This is a genomic window from Streptomyces sp. NPDC018045, assembly GCF_044327445.1.
Lineage (GTDB): Bacteria > Actinomycetota > Actinomycetes > Streptomycetales > Streptomycetaceae > Streptomyces.
The window spans coordinates 13,661-30,592 of record NZ_JBIRFL010000030.1 but is presented as its reverse complement, the minus strand read 5'-3'; the positions used below and the strand labels follow the sequence as shown (position 1 = coordinate 30,592).

At 73.1% G+C, this 16,932-nt stretch carries 14 protein-coding genes; 9 read left to right on the top strand and 5 right to left on the bottom strand.

Annotated features, from left to right (window positions below; translation table 11 throughout):
• Nucleotides 1-182 precede the first annotated feature (182 nt).
• Nucleotides 183-1,109 carry an LLM class F420-dependent oxidoreductase gene (locus ACH4EB_RS34090; protein ID WP_398352157.1) on the bottom strand — a complete coding sequence of 309 codons (927 nt, stop codon included), beginning with the start codon at nucleotides 1,107-1,109 and terminating at the stop codon, nucleotides 183-185.
• Nucleotides 1,110-1,261: 152 nt separating this feature from the next.
• Nucleotides 1,262-1,855, bottom strand: a complete 594-nt coding sequence (locus ACH4EB_RS34085) for a YitT family protein (RefSeq protein WP_398352201.1) — start codon at nucleotides 1,853-1,855, stop codon at nucleotides 1,262-1,264.
• A gap of 319 nt (nucleotides 1,856-2,174) precedes the next feature.
• Here ACH4EB_RS34085 and ACH4EB_RS34080 point away from each other — a divergent pair, with 319 nt between their 5' ends.
• On the top strand, nucleotides 2,175-3,677 hold the full coding sequence (locus ACH4EB_RS34080) for a PLP-dependent aminotransferase family protein (protein ID WP_398352156.1): 1,503 nt from the start codon (nucleotides 2,175-2,177) through the stop codon (nucleotides 3,675-3,677).
• Between the two features lie 194 nt (nucleotides 3,678-3,871).
• Here ACH4EB_RS34080 and ACH4EB_RS34075 read toward each other — a convergent pair whose 3' ends face one another.
• Together ACH4EB_RS34075 and ACH4EB_RS34070 are read right to left on the bottom strand one after the other, a co-directional pair.
• Complete coding sequence (locus ACH4EB_RS34075; RefSeq protein ID WP_398352155.1) at nucleotides 3,872-5,725, bottom strand: hypothetical protein; 1,854 nt, start codon at nucleotides 5,723-5,725, stop codon at nucleotides 3,872-3,874.
• A gap of 93 nt (nucleotides 5,726-5,818) precedes the next feature.
• A complete protein-coding gene (locus tag ACH4EB_RS34070; RefSeq protein WP_030019622.1) occupies nucleotides 5,819-6,013 on the bottom strand; it encodes a hypothetical protein in 195 nt (64 codons plus the stop codon).
• A 406-nt stretch (nucleotides 6,014-6,419) separates the two neighbouring features.
• On the opposite strand from ACH4EB_RS34070, the gene ACH4EB_RS34065 reads away from it, so the two are divergent.
• Together ACH4EB_RS34065 and aac(3) are read left to right on the top strand one after the other, a co-directional pair.
• Nucleotides 6,420-7,409 (top strand): DMT family transporter, encoded by a 990-nt coding sequence (locus ACH4EB_RS34065; protein WP_398352153.1) that lies wholly within the window; start codon nucleotides 6,420-6,422, stop codon nucleotides 7,407-7,409.
• A gap of 139 nt (nucleotides 7,410-7,548) precedes the next feature.
• The gene (aac(3), locus tag ACH4EB_RS34060) at nucleotides 7,549-8,421 is read left to right on the top strand and encodes an aminoglycoside 3-N-acetyltransferase (RefSeq protein WP_398352152.1); all 873 of its coding nucleotides are present in this window, start codon (nucleotides 7,549-7,551) and stop codon (nucleotides 8,419-8,421) included.
• Between the two features lie 175 nt (nucleotides 8,422-8,596).
• Here the strand turns inward: aac(3) and ACH4EB_RS34055 are convergent, their stop codons facing one another.
• Nucleotides 8,597-9,598: an alpha/beta fold hydrolase gene (locus ACH4EB_RS34055; protein WP_398352150.1), complete on the bottom strand. Its 1,002-nt coding sequence runs from the start codon at nucleotides 9,596-9,598 to the stop codon at nucleotides 8,597-8,599.
• Nucleotides 9,599-9,817: 219 nt separating this feature from the next.
• Here ACH4EB_RS34055 and ACH4EB_RS34050 point away from each other — a divergent pair, with 219 nt between their 5' ends.
• The 6 genes from ACH4EB_RS34050 (at nucleotide 9,818) to ACH4EB_RS34025 (ending at nucleotide 16,866) form a co-directional block, all read left to right on the top strand.
• Nucleotides 9,818-10,387: a TetR/AcrR family transcriptional regulator gene (locus tag ACH4EB_RS34050; RefSeq protein ID WP_398352148.1), complete on the top strand. Its 570-nt coding sequence runs from the start codon at nucleotides 9,818-9,820 to the stop codon at nucleotides 10,385-10,387.
• A 95-nt stretch (nucleotides 10,388-10,482) separates the two neighbouring features.
• Nucleotides 10,483-10,683 (top strand): hypothetical protein, encoded by a 201-nt coding sequence (locus ACH4EB_RS34045; protein ID WP_398352146.1) that lies wholly within the window; start codon nucleotides 10,483-10,485, stop codon nucleotides 10,681-10,683.
• Nucleotides 10,684-10,983: 300 nt separating this feature from the next.
• Entirely contained in the window at nucleotides 10,984-11,214 is a 231-nt protein-coding gene (locus ACH4EB_RS34040; protein WP_398352144.1) for a cold-shock protein, read from the top strand.
• Between the two features lie 586 nt (nucleotides 11,215-11,800).
• Nucleotides 11,801-13,930, top strand: a complete 2,130-nt coding sequence (locus tag ACH4EB_RS34035; RefSeq protein ID WP_398352143.1) for a hypothetical protein — start codon at nucleotides 11,801-11,803, stop codon at nucleotides 13,928-13,930.
• A gap of 14 nt (nucleotides 13,931-13,944) precedes the next feature.
• Nucleotides 13,945-15,591, top strand: a complete 1,647-nt coding sequence (locus ACH4EB_RS34030) for an amino acid ABC transporter substrate-binding protein (protein WP_398352142.1) — start codon at nucleotides 13,945-13,947, stop codon at nucleotides 15,589-15,591.
• A gap of 444 nt (nucleotides 15,592-16,035) precedes the next feature.
• Complete coding sequence (locus ACH4EB_RS34025) at nucleotides 16,036-16,866, top strand: 2OG-Fe(II) oxygenase (RefSeq protein ID WP_398352141.1); 831 nt, start codon at nucleotides 16,036-16,038, stop codon at nucleotides 16,864-16,866.
• Nucleotides 16,867-16,932 lie beyond the last annotated feature (66 nt).

Below are 16,932 nucleotides of genomic sequence, written 5' to 3'. Positions count from 1 at the left end.
CGTCGGCAACCGGTCACGGGCGGCAGTCGGCCACGGGGTGGCGGCCGACGGGTGACCGGTCGCCGACGTGCCCGTACCGGTGCCCGGTCGACGCTCGACGGCGCCCCTGGTGCCTCCTCTGGCACCCCGGCTCGCGCTGTCCCGGCATCCCCGGCCCGCCCCGCCCCCGGTGCGCCACGCTCTCAGCGCAGCGTCTCGCCCGGAAGATCGAGTATCCGCTCGGCCGCGGTCTCCAACTGGGCGAGGTCGTGCCGGGGGCTCTCCTCCGGCGGGACCGGCCCGGCGTAACTGGACAGGAACGTGTCGAGGACGACATATGGGACGTCCAGCTCCGCCAGTGCCTCCAGGTCCGCGCGGACCTGGTCGACCGTCCCGTGGCCCGGCAGCCGGGACTCCGACTCCACCGGCCGCTCCGTGAGGTGCAGGGCTATCCGGGGTGTCACCGCGGGCGTCGGCCGGCCGGCCGCTTCCGCCGCGGCCTCCAGGACGGGCAGCCGCTCGCGGATCGCGTCCGCGCCCAGCGTGTACGGGTGCCAGGCGTCCCCGAACCGCCCGGCCCGGCGCAGCGCCGCATCACTGAGACCGCCGACCCAGACCGGCGGATGCGGGTCGCGGACCGGGGCGGGCCCCGTGGTGATGTCCGTGTAGGCGACGTGCTCGCCCTGGAAGGAGACCACCGGCTGTGTCCAGTGCTCCTTGATGCAGGCGAGGTACTCGTCGGTGATCCGGCCGCGGGACGCGTAGTCGATGCCGAGCGCCGCGTACTCCTGCTGCGACCAGCCGATGCCCACGCCGAACACCAGCCGTCCCCCGCTGAACCGGTCCAGGTTCGCGGTCACCCGCGCGGTCTGGAGGGGGTGGCGGTACGGGAGGACCACGACCGTGGTGCCCAGTTCGATCGTGCTGGTCCGGCCCGCGAGCCAGGCCAGCGTGGTGAACGGGTCGTAGAACGGCGGCGGGAAGGCGCCGGTGACCTCCGGGGGCAGCGTCACATGATCGGAGATCATCGCCAGGTGGTAGCCGAGGTCCTCGGCGCCGCGCACCCACGTCTCGATGCTCTCCGGGGTGGTGTCCGCCCCGTAGTTGAGAATGTTGATCCCGATCTTCACAGTGGCTCCCTCGGTTGCCGCGTCCCCGCGTCACGGGCCGCAAAAGGCCAGGTCAGAGGAGTGGTTGCTGGGGAGAGCGTAACAGTCGGCAAGATCGGGACGCGGGGCGTGCGGTGACAAATCGGCACAAGCGGAAGGGAGTTGACCCGGGGTCAGGGGAGCGGTGCGGGCGCGGCGGCCGACGGTGCGGGCGCGGGCCCGGACGACGCCACCACACGGCCGCGCGGCCCGTCGATCGTGAAGAACCGCAGTGAGAACTGGGCCAGCGGCCCGATGGCCAACGCGTAGATCACGGTGCCCACCCCCACCGAGCCTCCGAGCACGAAGCCGACGGCGAGTACCGTGACCTCGATGCACGTCCGCACGAGGCGCAGGGGCCGGCCCGTACGGTGGTGCAGGCCGGTCATCAGTCCGTCGCGCGGCCCGGGGCCGAAGCGGGCGGAGATGTAGAGACCTGTCGCCATGCCGTTCAGCAGGATCGCGGCGGCGAGCAGCGGGACGCGGACGGCGAGCGAGGTGATGTCCGGTACGAGGGCGAGCGTCGCGTCCATCACCAGGCCGAGGAGTACGACGTTGGAGACCGTTCCCAGTCCCGGCCGCTGCCGCAGCGGGATCCACAGGAGCAGGATCAGCGCGCCGGAGACGATGGTGATCGTGCCGATCGACAGGCCGGTGTGCCGGGAAATGCCCTGGTTGAGGACGCTCCACGGCTCCAGGCCGAGCCCGGCGCGCAGTTGCAGCCCCATGCTCAGGCCGTACAGGATCAGTCCGGTGTAGAGGTGGACCAGGCGGCGGGGGAGCCGGCGGGATGCCGGGGGCCGGGGGTGCGGTCCGGGCGTGCCGCCCCCGCCGTTCGCGGGGGTGCCGCCTTCGGTGCGAGCGCCGTCCGCCTCGCGGTCCCCGTCCGTGGCGTCCGCCGCGGCACCGGCCGCCCGCCCGGCCCCCGACTTCCGTGTGCTGAACAAAATCGTCCCCCTCCTGGCATGATTGGACTGGCGCGTGACACTCTGTGGCTCGGAGTTGATCAGGTTCCATAGCCAATTCGGGAAAGGTGGACTGCTCACGATGGCGCAGTGGACTTCAGCGGTAGGGGCGTCGCAACTCGCCCGGCTGCTCCGTTCGCAGGACACCCGTGACGCCGTGGCGCCGGCCGGCCGCCGCGTTCCCGCCTATCGAGGCCTCGCCGACGGCGTACGCCTCCTCGTCCTGGAGGGGCGCGTACCGGTCGCCGCCCGGCTGCCCGCGGAACGCGAACTGGCCGCCGCGCTCTCCGTCAGCCGTACCACCGTCGCCGCGGCCTACGAGGCGCTGCGCGCCGAGGGCTTCCTGGAGTCCCGCCGCGGCTCGGGAAGCTGGACCGCCGTGCCCGCGGGCAATCCGCTGCCCACCCGCGGCCTGGAACCGCTGCCGCCGGAAGCCGCCAGCTCCATGATCGACCTCGGCTGTGCGGCCCTCCCCGCCCCCGAGCCCTGGCTGACGCGCGGCGTGCAGGGCGCCATGGAGCACCTGCCGCTGTACGCGCACACCCACGGCGACTACCCGGCCGGTCTGCCCGCCCTGCGCCAGGCGCTCGCCGACCGCTACACCGCCCGCGGCATCCCCACGATGCCCGAGCAGATCATGGTCACCACCGGAGCCATGGGCGCGGTGGCCGCCATCTGCCGCCAGATCACCCGGCCCGGCGAACGGGTCGCCGTCGACTCCCCGTCGTACGCCAACATCCTTCAGTTGATGCGCGACGCCGGCGCCCGGCTCGTCCCCGTCGCCCTCGCCGACCGCCTCGCCGGCTGGGACATCCCGGCCTGGCGCCAGGTCATGCGGGACGCCGCGCCCCGCATGGCGTACGTCGTCGCCGACTTCCACAACCCGACCGGCACTCTCGCCACCGAGGACCAGCGCCGCCGCCTGGTGGACGCCGCGCGTGCGGCCGGTACGGTCCTGGTCGTCGACGAGACCATGGCCGAACTCCGCCTGGACGATGTCGAGATGCCCCGGTCCGTCTGCGCCTTCGACCCGGCGGGCAGCAACGTCATCACGGTCGGCTCCGTCAGCAAGGCGTTCTGGGCGGGGATGCGCATCGGCTGGGTACGGGCCGCCCCCGACATCATCCGCAGTCTCGTCGCCGCCCGCGCCTTCGCCGACCTCGGCTCGCCGGTCCTCGAACAGCTCGCCATCGTCTCGCTCCTGGAGGGCGACGGCTGGGAGCAGGCCGTGGAGATCCGCCGCGACCAGGCCCGCGAGAACCGCGACGCGATCGTCGCCGCGCTCCGGCGCCACCTGCCCGACTGGGAGTTCAGCGTGCCGGCCGGCGGCCTCACCCTGTGGGCCCGCACCGGCGGCCTCTCCGGCTCGCGGATCGCGGAGGCGGGGGAGCGGCTCGGCGTACGGGTGCCCTCCGGGCCGCGGTTCGGCGTGGACGGCGCGTTCGAGGGCTTCGTCCGGCTGCCCTTCACCGTCAGCGGAGCCGTGGCCGACGAGGCCGCGTCGCGTCTGGCCGCCGCCGCCCAGCACGTGGCGACCGGAACAGCCGCCGGGGAGGTCGAGACGCCGCACAGCTTCGTGGCCTGAGGTTCGTGGCGTGAGGACGGCCCCCTGCGGGGCTTGGCCACGGGGACGGGTGGAGCGCGTCGGCGTACGTGGTGATCGCCGGCCATTGGCGCGGGCAGTGGTCACCCTGTGCCGGTCCGCCGGTCCGCCGGTCCGCCGGTATGTGGCCGCTGGTCGAGGACGGCGAAGCGGCCGCTGACCGGTCCGCGGGCGGCTCAGCTCTCCGTGCGGCCCGCGTCCACCGTGCGGTGCGCCTGGGCGGGGCGGGGGTCGGCGGCGCCGAACAGGACGTCCACCCCGATGGCACCGCCCCTCCCGGCCCCGCCTGTTCCGGCCCCGTCTGTTCCGGTGCCGCCCGGCACGGTCCCGCCGGTGGCGCCGCCACCCGTTCCCGGTTCGCCCGTTCCCGGCCCGGCCGGTACAAACCCGCCTTCCGCGCCCGCGACCGCATCATTCACTCCGGCCGCGACGGTGCCGTCCCCCTCGCATGTGACCGTTCCATCCGCCCGGGCCAGCCCGGCCGCCTCGGTCAGGTCCTCGGTCGCGTCCTCCTCCATCGGGGCCGCGGGTTCCGGGAGCAGGTCCAGTACGGCCTGGCGGTGTGCCTCGCTCGTGGCGTCGTCGAACGGGTCGGGCGTGGCCGGGACCTGGAGACGGAGCACCGGCCCGGCGCCCAGCCGCGCGTAGCCGCGCCCCGGCGGCACGTCGGCGGCCGGCGTGGTGTGCGGCGGCGCCCCGAGCACCGCCCGCACTTCCTCCGGCGCGGCCGGTCCCAGCACGACCCGGGCCCGGGTGTGCGTCAGCACGGGCTCGCTGAGCATCCCGGCACCGTCGAGCTGGTCGGCCACCACCACCGTGACGTAGGCCGCCCGGCCGTGCCGCAACGGCACTTGCAGCAGATGCTGCGGGTCCTCCCGCCCTTCGGCCACCGCGAGATGGGCCAGCGCGGTGGGCCGGTCCAGGATGATCCACAGTGGCCAGCGGATGTCGTCCGGAGCCTGCCGGCCGGCCTGCCGCGCGCGGTTGGCGGTGATCAGCCGCCGCTCGGTCTCGTGCGCCGCCCACTCCAGCGTCGCCAGCGCCCCCGACAGGCCGGACTCGACGCCCATCACGCCGGTCCGCCCCGCGAGACACGCGTACTCGCCGGTCCCGCTGCCGTCGATCACCAGGACATCGCCGTACGGCAGGGCCTGTAGCGCGATGGACCGCAGCAGTGTCGTGGTACCGGCGCCCGGCTGCCCCAGTACGAGCAGGTGCGGTTCGGTCGACCGCAGCCCGGTCCGCCACACGACGGGCGGCACGTCCCGGGTCTCCTCACCGGCCTCCACCGGCAGTGTCCGCTGGACGGCGTCGGCGTCGGTGAACCCGAGGACGGTCTCACCGTGCGTCGTCACGAAGCGCTGTGCCGCGATGTCGGTCGGCAGCGGTGGCAGCACCGTCAGCGTCAGTTGGTTCGACTCCTCGTCCCACGCGAAGTGGTACTCCCTGCCGCGCCCCGACTTGGCGTGCAGGACCTGCTCGATACGGGCCCGGGACGCGGCGTCGCCGTCGGTGAAGTACGCCGGGTACCGCAGCGTCAGGTGCGCCGGCCGCCCGGCCTCGTCGAAGGCGTACTCGACGAAAGCGCCCTCCCAGTCCCCATCGTGGGCATACAGGGGGTGGGGGTCGCCCTCGATCGCGAAGTACGGCACCAGCGCCTCGTACAGCGCCTGCAGGCGGCCGGTCTCCGCGTCCCCCGGGCCGGCGGCGGGCTCCTCGGCCGGCTGCTCCCGGCCCGCCCAGGCCGCCGCCGCCATCACCGTGACCAGGGCGAGCACCGGCCCGTACGGCACGAGCGCCACCGCCACGACGCTGCCGGCGGTGACGAACAGCAGCGAGCCGCGCCGCTCCTTGGGCGTGGCGGACCAGCGCCGACGCCCGGCGGCCAGCAGCCGGCGCAGCCCCCGGCCGATCGTGATCAGTGGGTGGAACACGTCGGCCGCGCCGTCCGCCGCGGTACGCGCGAACTCGCGCCCGCGCGCGATCGGCGCGCTGTCGGTCAGGATGCGGGGCAGTGGACGCCGGGCCACATCAGCTCCTGGGGGATCGTGCGGAGGCCGCTCCGGGGACCGCGGGCGGCCGGGTGCCGCCCGCCGGGCGGGGCGCGGGGGAAAGGGCCGCGGTCAGAGCTTGATGCCGCCCAGGAGGTTGGCCAGGCTCGCGCCGCCGGCCTTGATGCTCGGGGCGATCGCGGAGCCCGCGAGATAGAACCCGAACAGGGCGCAGACCAAGGCGTGGGACACCTTGAGTCCGTCCTTGCGGAAGAACAGGAAGACGATGATGCCGAGCAGAACGACGCCGGAGATGGACAGAATCATGGAGTTCTCTCCTCGGTGGTGGGGACGGTCACCATGAGTCCTTCCAGCCTCACAGCAAGTATCAAGCCGCAAAAAGCCGCGAACGGGTGATTGGCCGGCGAAACCCCCCGGCCGGCGCAACACAACTGCCCGGATGGCCCCCAGGTCCCACATAATTGCAGGTCAGGTCGCTTGTGGTGGAGGCTCGCGAAGACCGCTGGGGCCGCCGCCGGTGCGGCTTTCGGAGCAGGCGACGGCGCGTCGCGCTCCGGCTCGCGGCGCTGCGGCCGCCGCCCGTCGTACCCGGAGAGCCGATCGTGTGACCGTCCGCCCGTCGCGGTGGTGCGGTTCCGGGGCGGACGGCGGGTCTGGCACCGTGGGAGCAGCGGTGGCCGGTGACCGCCGCGCCGGACCGCAGGAGCCCTTTGTGCCAGTCGTGCTCTCCGCGTTGATCGCCCTGCTGGCGGCCCTGGCCAACGCCACGGGTACCGTGCTCCAGCGGATCGCGGCACGCAAAGTGCCGCCGGGTGACGCCTTCAGCGTCCGGCTGGCCCGGCACCTGCTGCGCAGCCCCGCGTGGCTGGGCGGGATCGCCGTCATCGTCGGTGCCGCGGCGTGCCAGGCCCTCGCCTTGACACTGGGCTCACTGTCGCTGGTGCAGCCCATCCTGGTCACCGAACTTCCGTTCACGCTGCTCATCGCCAGTGCGGTGGCGCGGCGACCGCTGCCCCTGGCCGGCTGGGTGGCCTCGTTCATGGTGGCCGCCGGGCTCGGCCTGGGGCTGGCCGCGGCCGCCCCGTCCGGTGGCGGCACCGAGGTTCCCGCCGGGACGTGGGTGCTGACCCTGCTCGTCGCCGGGGGTGTCATGACCGCCTGCGTCCTGGCCGCCCTGCCGAGGCCCCGCGGCAAGGCGCGCGCGGCGCTGTTCAGCTCCGCCTCCGCGATCGGATACGCGCTGACCGCGACGCTGATGAAGGCGGCGACCGACACCTTCGACCGGCACGGCCCCGGCGCGTTCTTCGCCAGTTGGCAGACGTACGCCTTCGTGGCGGCGGGCGCGTGCGCCCTGTTCCTGCTGGCCAACGCGATGGAGTCCGGCCCACTGGTGGCCTCTCAGCCCGCGCTCACCCTGGGCGAGGCGCTGGTCAGCCTGCTCCTCGGGATCGTGGTGTACGGCGAGCGGGTGCGCACCGGCTGGTGGCTGATCCCCGAGGCGATCGGGGCGGTCATGGTCACGTGGGGCGTGGTGGTGCTGCCCGGGGCCGACACGGAGGAGGCAGAGGAAGGGGAGGGAGCGGAGGGAGCGGAGGGAGCGGAGGGAGCGGAGGGCGGCGAGGGGTTGGAGAAGGGGGAGGGAGCAGAGCCGAAGGCTGCGGAGGGCAGGGCCGCGGAGGGGGAAGGGACGTCTGCCGTCTGACCGGTGGGCCGGGGGCCCGGCGGGGGACCGCCTGGCCGGCGGGCCGGTGGGCCGTCTGACCGGTGGACCGGCGCCGTGCTCGGTCCCGTCGTGGAAAATCCGGTGTCGCGGACCGTGGGCGACGGCTACCTTCCCGTTCATGGACGAACTGGCCCTGCTCAAGCGCTCCGACGGCCCGGTCACCCGCCGTCGGCTGGTCCGGGACCTGACCGCACTCGGCCTCGGCGACGGCGACACCGTGATGTTCCATACGGAGATGTCCGCCATCGGCTACGTGGCGGGCGGCCCGGAGACGGTCATCGGTGCCCTCCGCGACGCCGTGGGCGAGCGCGGAACCCTGATGGTGACCTGCGGCTGGAACGACGCCCCACCGTACGACTTCACCGGCTGGCCGCAAGCCTGGCAGGACGCCCTGCGCGCTGAGCACCCGGCCTACGACCCCGTGCTCAGCGAGGCGGACCACAACAACGGCCGCCTCCCGGAGGCGCTGCGCCGCCGGCCCGGTGCCGTCCGCAGCCGTCACCCCGACGCGAGCTTCGCCGCGCTCGGCGCGGCGGCCACCGCATTGGTCGCCGACCACCCCTGGGACGACCCGCACGGCCCCGACAGCCCGCTGGCACGGCTGGTCACGATGGGCGGCCGGGTGCTGCTGCTGGGCGCCCCGCTGGACTCCCTCACGCTCCTGCACCACGCCGAGGCCCTGGCCGAAGCGCCCGGTAAGCGCTTCGTGGACTACGAGCAGCCGATCCGCGTCGACGGAGAGCGGGTCTGGCGGCGGTTCCACGACATCGACTCGGAGGACGGGGCCTTCGACTACTCCGCCGTCGTGCCCGAGGGGCAGCAGCCGTTCGAACTCATCGCCCAGGACATGCTCGCCGCCGGAATCGGCAGGAGGGGGACGGTCGGGGCGGCCGACAGCCATCTCTTCGAGGCCGGTGACGTGGTGGACTTCGGTGTGGCGTGGATGGAGGAGAAGTTGGGAGGGGACGGGGAGACGAGCCGGCCGTCGTGACGGAGGCGACCGGCGAAACGACGGCCCTCGGCCACCTCCCTGGAGAAGGCCGGGCGGAAGTGCGTGGCGCCGAGCCGCGGACGGCGGACTCGGACCCGACAACCCCGCCGCCGGCCGTGCGCACTACCGCTGTCGCGTGGCACGGCCGACGGAGCCGGAGCCGGAGTGCCGGACGTCAGGCGCGGGCCGCCGACGGGCCGGGCAGGTGGCCGAGGAAGTCGAGCAGGGCGGCGTTGACCTCGGCGGGACGTTCCTGCTGGGTCCAGTGTCCGCAGCCGGGGAGGGTGATACTGCGGTGCAGCTTCGGCGCGACCGACTTCAGCGAGGCGAGGAGTTCGTCGATGCCGTGCAGCGACCTCACCATGTCGCGGTCCCCGCCGACGTACAGCGCGGGCTGGTCGATGCCCCGGCCCTGGAAGGCGGCCAGCAGCTCGGTGTTCCGCTGGATGTTCCGGTACCAGTTGAGGGGGCCGGTGAACGCCTGCTCCCCGTGGGTGGCGTAGTCGCGCGCGAACGCGTCGATGTCGTCCGGCGTGAGCCAGGCGGGCAGGCTCTCCGGCTCGGGGACCGAGTCGATGAGGGTCGCGCCGTCGGGGACGACCCAGGGGCGCGGAGTGGCGGTGGCGGGGTTGTCGCCCGAGCCGCTGGCAAGGATGCGGCGGAACGTCGATGCCGGGTCCCGGGCCAGCTCCGCGTCGGCGACGCCCGGTTGCTGGAAGTATTGCTGGTAGAAGCCGTCGCCGTAGTACCGCCGTGTGACCTCCGGCGGCGCCATGCCCGCGGGCAGGATGGGCGGCACACTGAGCCCGGCGACGGCTCGTACGACGTCCGGGCGGAGCATGGCCGTGACCCAGGCGACGGGCGCGCCCCAGTCGTGGCCGACGACGACGGCCTGTTCCTCGCCGAGGGCGCGGATCAGCGCGATCACGTCGCCGGCCAGGTGCAGCAGGCTGTACGCGTCGACGTCGGCGGGCTGCTCACTGCGGGCGTAGCCCCGCTGGTCCGGTGCCACCACCCGGTACCCGGCCGCGGCCAGCGGGCCGAACTGGTGGCGCCAGGAGTACCAGCTCTCCGGGAACCCGTGCAGCAGCAGGACCAGCGGTCCCTCGCCCTGCTCGGCGATGTGCAGCGTGACTCCGTTGACTTCCACGGAGCTGTGTTCGACGGTGACGGCCATGGGTCCTCCGGCATCTTTGGGGCCCCGCCGCACGACTGCGTTGCCTGTCGTCCAGCGGATGGGGAAACCGATCGGTTTTCTCTGGGATGAACGGTAGACCGGGTGGTGACCGGGGCGCACGCGGGGGTGTGTTTGCCGCCCGACAGGCAACGGAGGGCAGGGGCGAACGCTGTAGACCGACCGGTTTCCGCGCGGCGCGCGGCGCGATAATCTCCCCGTATGTCCAGTGCAGACAAGGCGTCCACCCGGGACCGGCTGCTCGACGCGGCGGCCGAGCTTTTCTACCGTGAGGGCGCTTCCCTCGGCGTGGAGACGCTGTGCAGGACGGCCGGCGTCTCCAAGCGCTCGATGTACCAGCTCTTCGACAGCAAGGACGAGGTCTTCGCGGCCAGCCTGCGGCGGCGCGCCCCGGCGTACGAGGAACAGCTCGCCCTGCGCACCGTCGACGCGGGGCCGCCCCGTACGCGCATCCTGTTCGTCTTCGAGCGGCTGGAGAAGCTGGCGGAGACCGCCGACTACCGGGGCTGCCCCTTTCTGGCCGCGCAGGTCGAGCTCAAGGATCCCGCGCATCCGGCGAGCATCGTCGCCGAGGAGGTCAAGCGGCACCTGACCGACGCCTTCCGCGCCGAGGCCGAACGGGGCGGCGCGCGCGACCCCGGACTGCTGGCACGTCAGCTCACTCTGGTGTTCGACGGCGCGAGCGCCCGTGCCGGAGCGCGGGTGGAGAGTCTGGCCGGGCTGGCCGTGACCACGGCGGCCGCCCTGCTCGACGCGGCGGGCGTGGCGTGACCGGGCGGCGGGCGATGCCGTAGGTCGTACCGGTCACCGGAACGGTGTCCGCGGCGAAGGACGACGGTCCTTCCGCCGGCGAGGACCGGATGCCCGTGGGGTTCGCCACCCTGCGGGACGGCACTCCTTGCGTGTACCCGGCGATGCGGGCGGCGCCGAAGGCCCGGCAGGGGTGCGCCGTGTCCCGCGCCGAGAACCGCCCCGGCGTACGCGTACGCCTGGACGCGGCGCGCGACACCTTCCGGCGGTGCGGCGGTGCCGTGCTCGGCGCGGAGCTGATCGAAAGGTTCCGCTGATGGTCGTACCGCTGTCGCCCCGCGGCTGAGGAGCGGTCCGACCGGGTGCGGCCTGGGGCGGCGGCCGTGCCGGAGCGCCAGCCGGTACGCGGCCTGGAACGCCGACCGGAACGACGGCCGGAACGATGGCCGGGTACCGGCACAGGCTCCGGCGCGGAGACGGCGCGCGCCTGTGCGAAGGCTGTGCCGGGCGCCGGTTCCGAGCTACGTGCGCCTGTCAATGCGCTCCCTTAACCACCGGTGAGGGGGCACCCGTGGGATGTCCTGCTCTGCTCACCGCACCCGACAGAGGTGATTGCTGTGCCCCATGGCGTCGTCAAGTGGTTCGACCACGAGCGAGGTGCGGGCCTGGTGGCCCAGACCGGCGGAGGACCGGACGTCCTCGCCTACCGTTCGGCGATCCAGGGGGACGAACCGGCCCGCACGCTGACGTCGGGGGAGCGGGTCTGCTTCAACCTCGTCGAGGACTTCGAGGGCATCCGGGCGGAGAACATCTACCGCCTCCCGGGGCGTGGCCGTTCCTCCGCCTGACGGCGACGGTACGGCCACGCCGCGCCGCATCGCGCCCCGCTGCCGCACGCAGGTGCCGGCCGACGCCGTCTGCCCCGGGCAGCGGCCGATGACACCGCGCGTCGGGTACCCGCACCGGAACCGGGAGTTGAGGGGCGCCAGGGAGGGGACGGCGGAGACCGGCGGAACCCGCGTGGTGAAAGGCGGCTGGACAGCCCGTGCTGCGCTGTCCGGGTGATCGTCGCGGTGGCGCGCATGGGAGCGACCTCGGTGGGCAGTATCGACTCGCTTCGTTCCTCGGGGAAGATGAACGAAGCCCAGGCGGGCCGGGGTCGTTCGGCGGCAGAAAGCCGGTGACGACGGCGCCCCGGCCCGCCTCTTCGGCAGCGGTCAGCATTCCCCGTCGGGGCTGCCGGGCACGCGTGCCGGCACATCACCGTGGGTGCTCCGGCATCGCCCGCTTCCGCCTCTTCGGGCGCCAGGAGCAGCGGGTGGTGGTGCCGTGACGGAAGGTTCGGCCGGGAGCGACCCTCCCTGAAAGCCCGGGATCTGCACTAGCCTGACGTGTCATCACAAGCGGTACGGTCGGTGACGCATCGGGGGACCCGTGCCTGACGATCTCGGATTCGACAAGCTGCTCGACGACGACGGCTTGGTGGCCCGGCTGCTGGGCAAGACCCGCGCGGGGCGCAACCGCAAGCTGCTGCACGGCTCCGACCTGCCCGTGATTCTGCTCGTCGGCGGGCCCGGTACGGGCAAGGGCCGGTTCCTGCACTGCGTACGGAACGAGTTCGGCCGCCACGTACCGACGGCGCACGTCGACTGCGGCCTGACGGTGTACCGGGAACTGGCCGAACAGCACCCGCGGACGCGGTCGGTGACGACCGAGGTGCTGCGCGAGGTCGCCCGGCAGTTCAGCGCGTGGCAGGGCGACGGCGGCGCGGTCGCCACCCCGCGCCTGTACGCGGGGCTCGCGGCGGTCGCGGCCAGCGATCCGCTCGCCGACACGGTCACCCTGGTCAGTGAGGTGCAACGGCACGACGAACTGCTGCCGCGCGGCTCCTTCTGGCGGGGCGTGCTGAACCGGGCGGGCCGGGCCTACGTCGGCGTCGTCGCGGGGCTGGTGGCCCACCCCGGAGCCGTACCGTTCATCAACGCCGTCCTCGACGAGCTGCTCGCCCGCACCTCCCAGGAAGGCAAGGCGCTGCTGGCGGCGTGCTACGGCGAGTACACGGGCGCGGGCGGCCACCCCAAGCTGGGCCTGCACTCGCTGGCCTCGCACTTCCAGCAGGGCGGCGAAGCACGCGAGGTCGCCGAGGGCTTCCTCTTCCGCGCGCTGCGGCAGGACATCGAAGCCGCGTACGTGTCGCTGCTGGGCCGGCTGTCCCGGGCCGGGCGCCCCGCCCTGCTGCTCGACCACGCGGACAACGCCCTGGGCCGGCGGCTGGTGCGGCCGGTGCTGGAGGACCGCGAGCGCGGGCACCTCGACCGGCTGGTGGTCATGGCGACCGCTCGGCGGGAGGACGGCGGGCGGTTCCTGTACCACGTCGGTGGTACGGAGGACGACGCACCCGTGAGCTGGCGGCCTTCCGACGGCGGCCTGCCGCGGTGGAGCCGTCCGTCCGGTGGCGTACCGGGCCTGACGCCCCTGTCGCGGGGTGTCCTCCTGGTCCGTATGCCGATGCTGACGCGCGACCAGCAGTCCAGGGAGACGGCCCGCCTCCAGGTGCGGCGGGCGCGCGGCGACAACGCCGCCCAGCTCCGCATCGACAGCGGCATCCACCGGCTGAGCGGCGGACGTCCGCTGTTCGTGACCCGGCTGGGGGAGGCGACCGCGTCGCTGACGTTCCGGGAGCCCGGGGAGGGCACCGACTGGGCCCTGCTGGACGCACGGGTGCGCTCCGGGGAGGACGCGGAGGGCCGCCCGGTCGCGGACCTCCTGCTGGACGACCTCGTCGTCCGGCAGCCGCCGGAGGAACTCCCGCCGGAGCAGCGCGGACACTGGCTCGACCTGCTCAGCCACCTGTCGGTGGCGCACGACGCGGAGTGCGCCCAGACCCTGATGCGCGAGGTGCAGGCGGGCCGGGACGAGCGCCTGTCCGCGTACCGCATCGCCGAGCTGCTGCGGGACAGCGGCTGGCCGCACTGCCCCCGGCACTTCATCGGCGACCTCGGGCTGCGCCGCCTGCTGATGCGGCGCCTGTACCGGCTGCGGGCGGACGGCGCGGCCTGGCACGCCGACCACATCCTGCTGCGGGACCACTACCGGGCCCTGGAGGACGACGCGGCCGACGAACTCTTCGGCTCCGCCGCCGCGCACGGCATGCACCACCACCTGGCGGTCGGCGAGGCCGAGGCGGTCACGGACCACCTCGACCGCACCTTCCTCACCCGCAGCGCCCGGGTCTGGTGCGACGAACTGCTGGCGATCGCGGAGGCGCCGCTGCTCGGCCGCACCGACGACCGGCGCGCGCGGGCGCTGGGCGAGGCGGAGGTGGCCGGTGACGTGCGGCGCAAGCGCATCGACCGGCTGCTGCACGCCGTACGGCTCTGCGAGGACCGTACGGAGCCGCTCGACGAGGCCGTGACCGAGACCCTGCCCAAGCTGCTGGAGCGGCTGGGGGAGGAGCCCGCTGCCGGGGCCGGGACGCTGACGCAGACGGCCCGCGACTGGAGCGACCGGCTCGCGAACAAGCAGCCGCTCAGACCGTGTACGTGCACGAGACACATCGGGTGAGGGAGGGTGCGGCGTTGCTGAACTGGCTGTACAACACGTTCTGGGCCACCTGGATCCGCAAGGCTTTCACGGTGCTCGTCGTTCTGGCCGTGGTCGTCCCCGCCGCGATCCTCCTCCCGGCGAAGTTCGGGGAACCCGAACGCTGCGCCGAGGGGGTCGAGAAGAGCGCCGGTGAGTGCATCGGTGTCAACGGTTCCGGCTACGACTTCGGAGTCGCGGAGATCCGGAAGGTCGCCGAGGCGATCCGCAAGGAGAACGAGCGGGTCGTCGGTGCGGAGAACGGGCGGGCCGACGGTCAGGAGAACAGTGTCACCGTGGCGATGATGCTGCCGTTGCAGCCGAAAATGCCGGCCGAACGCAGACAGCTCCGCAGCGAATTGCAGGGTGCTTACCTGGCGCAGTACCGGGCCAACCGCACGGAGAACTCCCCGCTGCTGCGCCTTGTCCTGGCCAATCCCGGCGCCGACTACGCACAGCAGGAAAAAGTGGTGGACCAGCTCGCGGCGATGGCGGACTCCCCGCGGGACAACCTGCGGGCCGTCACCGGATTCAATTTGAGCCTCGGTGCCACCAAGAAAGCCGTCGCGCGGCTGACCAACGAGCTGAGCATTCCGGTCCTCGCCAGCCGGGTCAGCGCCGACGAGATCGCCAACCCCGACAACCCCGGCGGCCGGCTCCCGTTCCCCGGCCTGGCCCGCATCATTCCCACCAACCGGCAGCAGGCGGACGCCCTCGCCAACTTCCACGGCGGGCTGCGGGACGCGGAGACCGTGCTGGTCAGGGACACCCGGCCGCACGACATCTACGACGAGTCGCTCGCCAAGGCGTTCAGCCGCCCGGAGCCGGGCCCGCCCGGACCGAAGGACCAGGTCTTCGAATCGCCCGGCATCAACGACCCGGGCCAGACCGGAAACCACTTCTCGCTGATAGGGCACAACATCTGCGCATCGGACGCGCGCGTCGTCTACTTCGCGGGGCGCCCGGTCCACCTCCGGCTCTTCGCCCTGAAACTGGCCGAAGTGCCGTGCCACGGAAAGAAATACACCATCGTCAGCGGCTCGGGCGCGGCGACCCTGGACCGGTATCTGACCGACGACGACTGGGAGCGGCTCCGGGGTGACGGCGGAAGCCCCACGATCACCGTGCAGTACGCGGCCCCCGGCCACCCCGACGCCTGGGACGTGGCGCTGCGCGCGTGGGAGAAGGAGCAGCAGGCGAAGACGGGCAGGAAACCGGCGGCCGCGGACCGGCCGGACTATCTGACCGATCCGCGCAAGGAACTCCAGGTGCTCCGTGACCTGATCGACCAGCCGGCCACCGGCGACATCGGCGCCGTGCAACTGGAGGACTCCCGCACGATGCTGGTCTATGACGGCGTACGCACCATCGCCGAGGCCATTTTCCTGGCGAACGCCCAGGCCGCCGAATCGATACCGTCCAGGGAACGCGTCGCCGCCGAGTGGCCGCGCCTGGAGGCCGCACACCGGGTGCGCGGCGCCAGCGGCTGGATCTGCCTCACCAATGGCGGGAACGCCTACGACAAGCCGGTGGCCGTGGTGCAACTGGACCCGCGCACCCGGCGGGTGGCGTTCGTGGGCCTGGGCTGGCCGGAGAAGAAGCCCCAGCCGGCCGAGTGCGTGGTGCCCAGCGGCACCGGTTGAGGCGGGGCCGCCCGGGGGCGGGGCGAGACGGGTCCCGGAGCCCCGGTTGGGGCGGGGCGCGGCACCGGGTCCCGGCACCGGTGGAAACGGGTCCCGGAGCCGCCCGCAACGGAGCCGGGATGTTCATCATGCTCCGCAGTTTGTCGGACCGTCGTTCCACCGGCACCCGTCCATGGGAAGCCTTCCCATTCCCCCGATGGGACGGGCTGCCGGTGCGTGCGGTGTAGCGGGAGGCGGGCCGGGAGAAACTGTGCGGGCGTACCCGGGCTTTCCCGAAGCGGGTGTGCGGGCCCGAGCGGGAGCGGAATCCTCAGTGCATTTGGTCATATGCTCCGGCGCCACCTCGGTTTCTCCTGTGACGAGGCCCGGGGCGGCCGTGCGGTGACGGGCCGGCGGCCGCCCGGTGTTTTCCTTGCTGTGCACCGTTGAGTGGAGAGTGACGACGTGACCTCGACTGGTTCCGACGCCGGTGCCGGTGCGGCGCCCGACCGCACCGGGGACGGCGACTTCACCCGTGCACTGACCCGGGATTCTCTGCTGCGGCTGGCCCGCCGGGAGATCGCCGCCATTCACGTACCCGGTTTCTGCGACCGGCGGATCGCGGAGGACGTGGCCCGGAAAGCCGTACGGCACAAAGCACTGGGGAATTATCACAAGAAATATACGAGTACGGTGGGACGAGTGCACATGCCGCACATCGACACGGCGTGGAATCCCGAACTGACCGCCCGGTACCACGACGCCGCACTCCCCTCGATCCACGAGGTGCGCGCCCTGTTCGCACCGTATCTGTCGCCGGTGGACCACGTACGGCTGCTGCTCCAGGAATGCTGGCCGGCCGGTGCCGACCTGCTGCGGCTGCGCGGCCGGCCGTGCTTCGTCGGCGCGCTGCGCGTCTTCCACCCCACGACCTCGGTCTTCCCTCCGCACAACGACCGCATCGAGCAGGAGACGGACGCCCCCGAGATCGCCGGGGTGACCGAGCAACTGGTCGCCAACATCTACCTCCAGGTGCCCGAGGAGGGGGGCGACCTCCAACTGTGGCGGCGCGATCCCACGAGCGCGGAGGCCCGCACCATCCTGGAGGTCGAGGGGCTGGACCCGGCGACCGTGGAGCCCCCGGCACACGTGATCCATCCGCGGGCCGGTGACCTGATCGTCTTCAGCTCCCGGATGCTGCACGCCGTCACCCCGGCCCGGGGCGGCCACCGCGTCGGCATGGCGGCGTTCATCGCCTGCAAGGGGCCCGACGAGCCCCTGCAGTACTGGAGCTGACCGGGCGGGGTCGAGGGGGCGCCGCTCCCGGCGGCCGCTGCCGCTCCCGACACCGTTGTGCGGCCC

What these genes read in the sequence shown, in the direction of transcription:
- ACH4EB_RS34085 (WP_398352201.1), bottom strand. Translation starts at nt 1,855, where the DNA reads ATGGGGCTGCAACTGCGCGCCGGGCTCGGCCTGGAGCCGTGGAGCGTC.
- ACH4EB_RS34080 (WP_398352156.1), top strand. Translation starts at nt 2,175, where the DNA reads ATGGCGCAGTGGACTTCAGCGGTAGGGGCGTCGCAACTCGCCCGGCTG.
- ACH4EB_RS34070 (WP_030019622.1), bottom strand. Translation starts at nt 6,013, where the DNA reads ATGATTCTGTCCATCTCCGGCGTCGTTCTGCTCGGCATCATCGTCTTC.
- ACH4EB_RS34055 (WP_398352150.1), bottom strand. Translation starts at nt 9,598, where the DNA reads ATGGCCGTCACCGTCGAACACAGCTCCGTGGAAGTCAACGGAGTCACG.
- ACH4EB_RS34050 (WP_398352148.1), top strand. Translation starts at nt 9,818, where the DNA reads ATGTCCAGTGCAGACAAGGCGTCCACCCGGGACCGGCTGCTCGACGCG.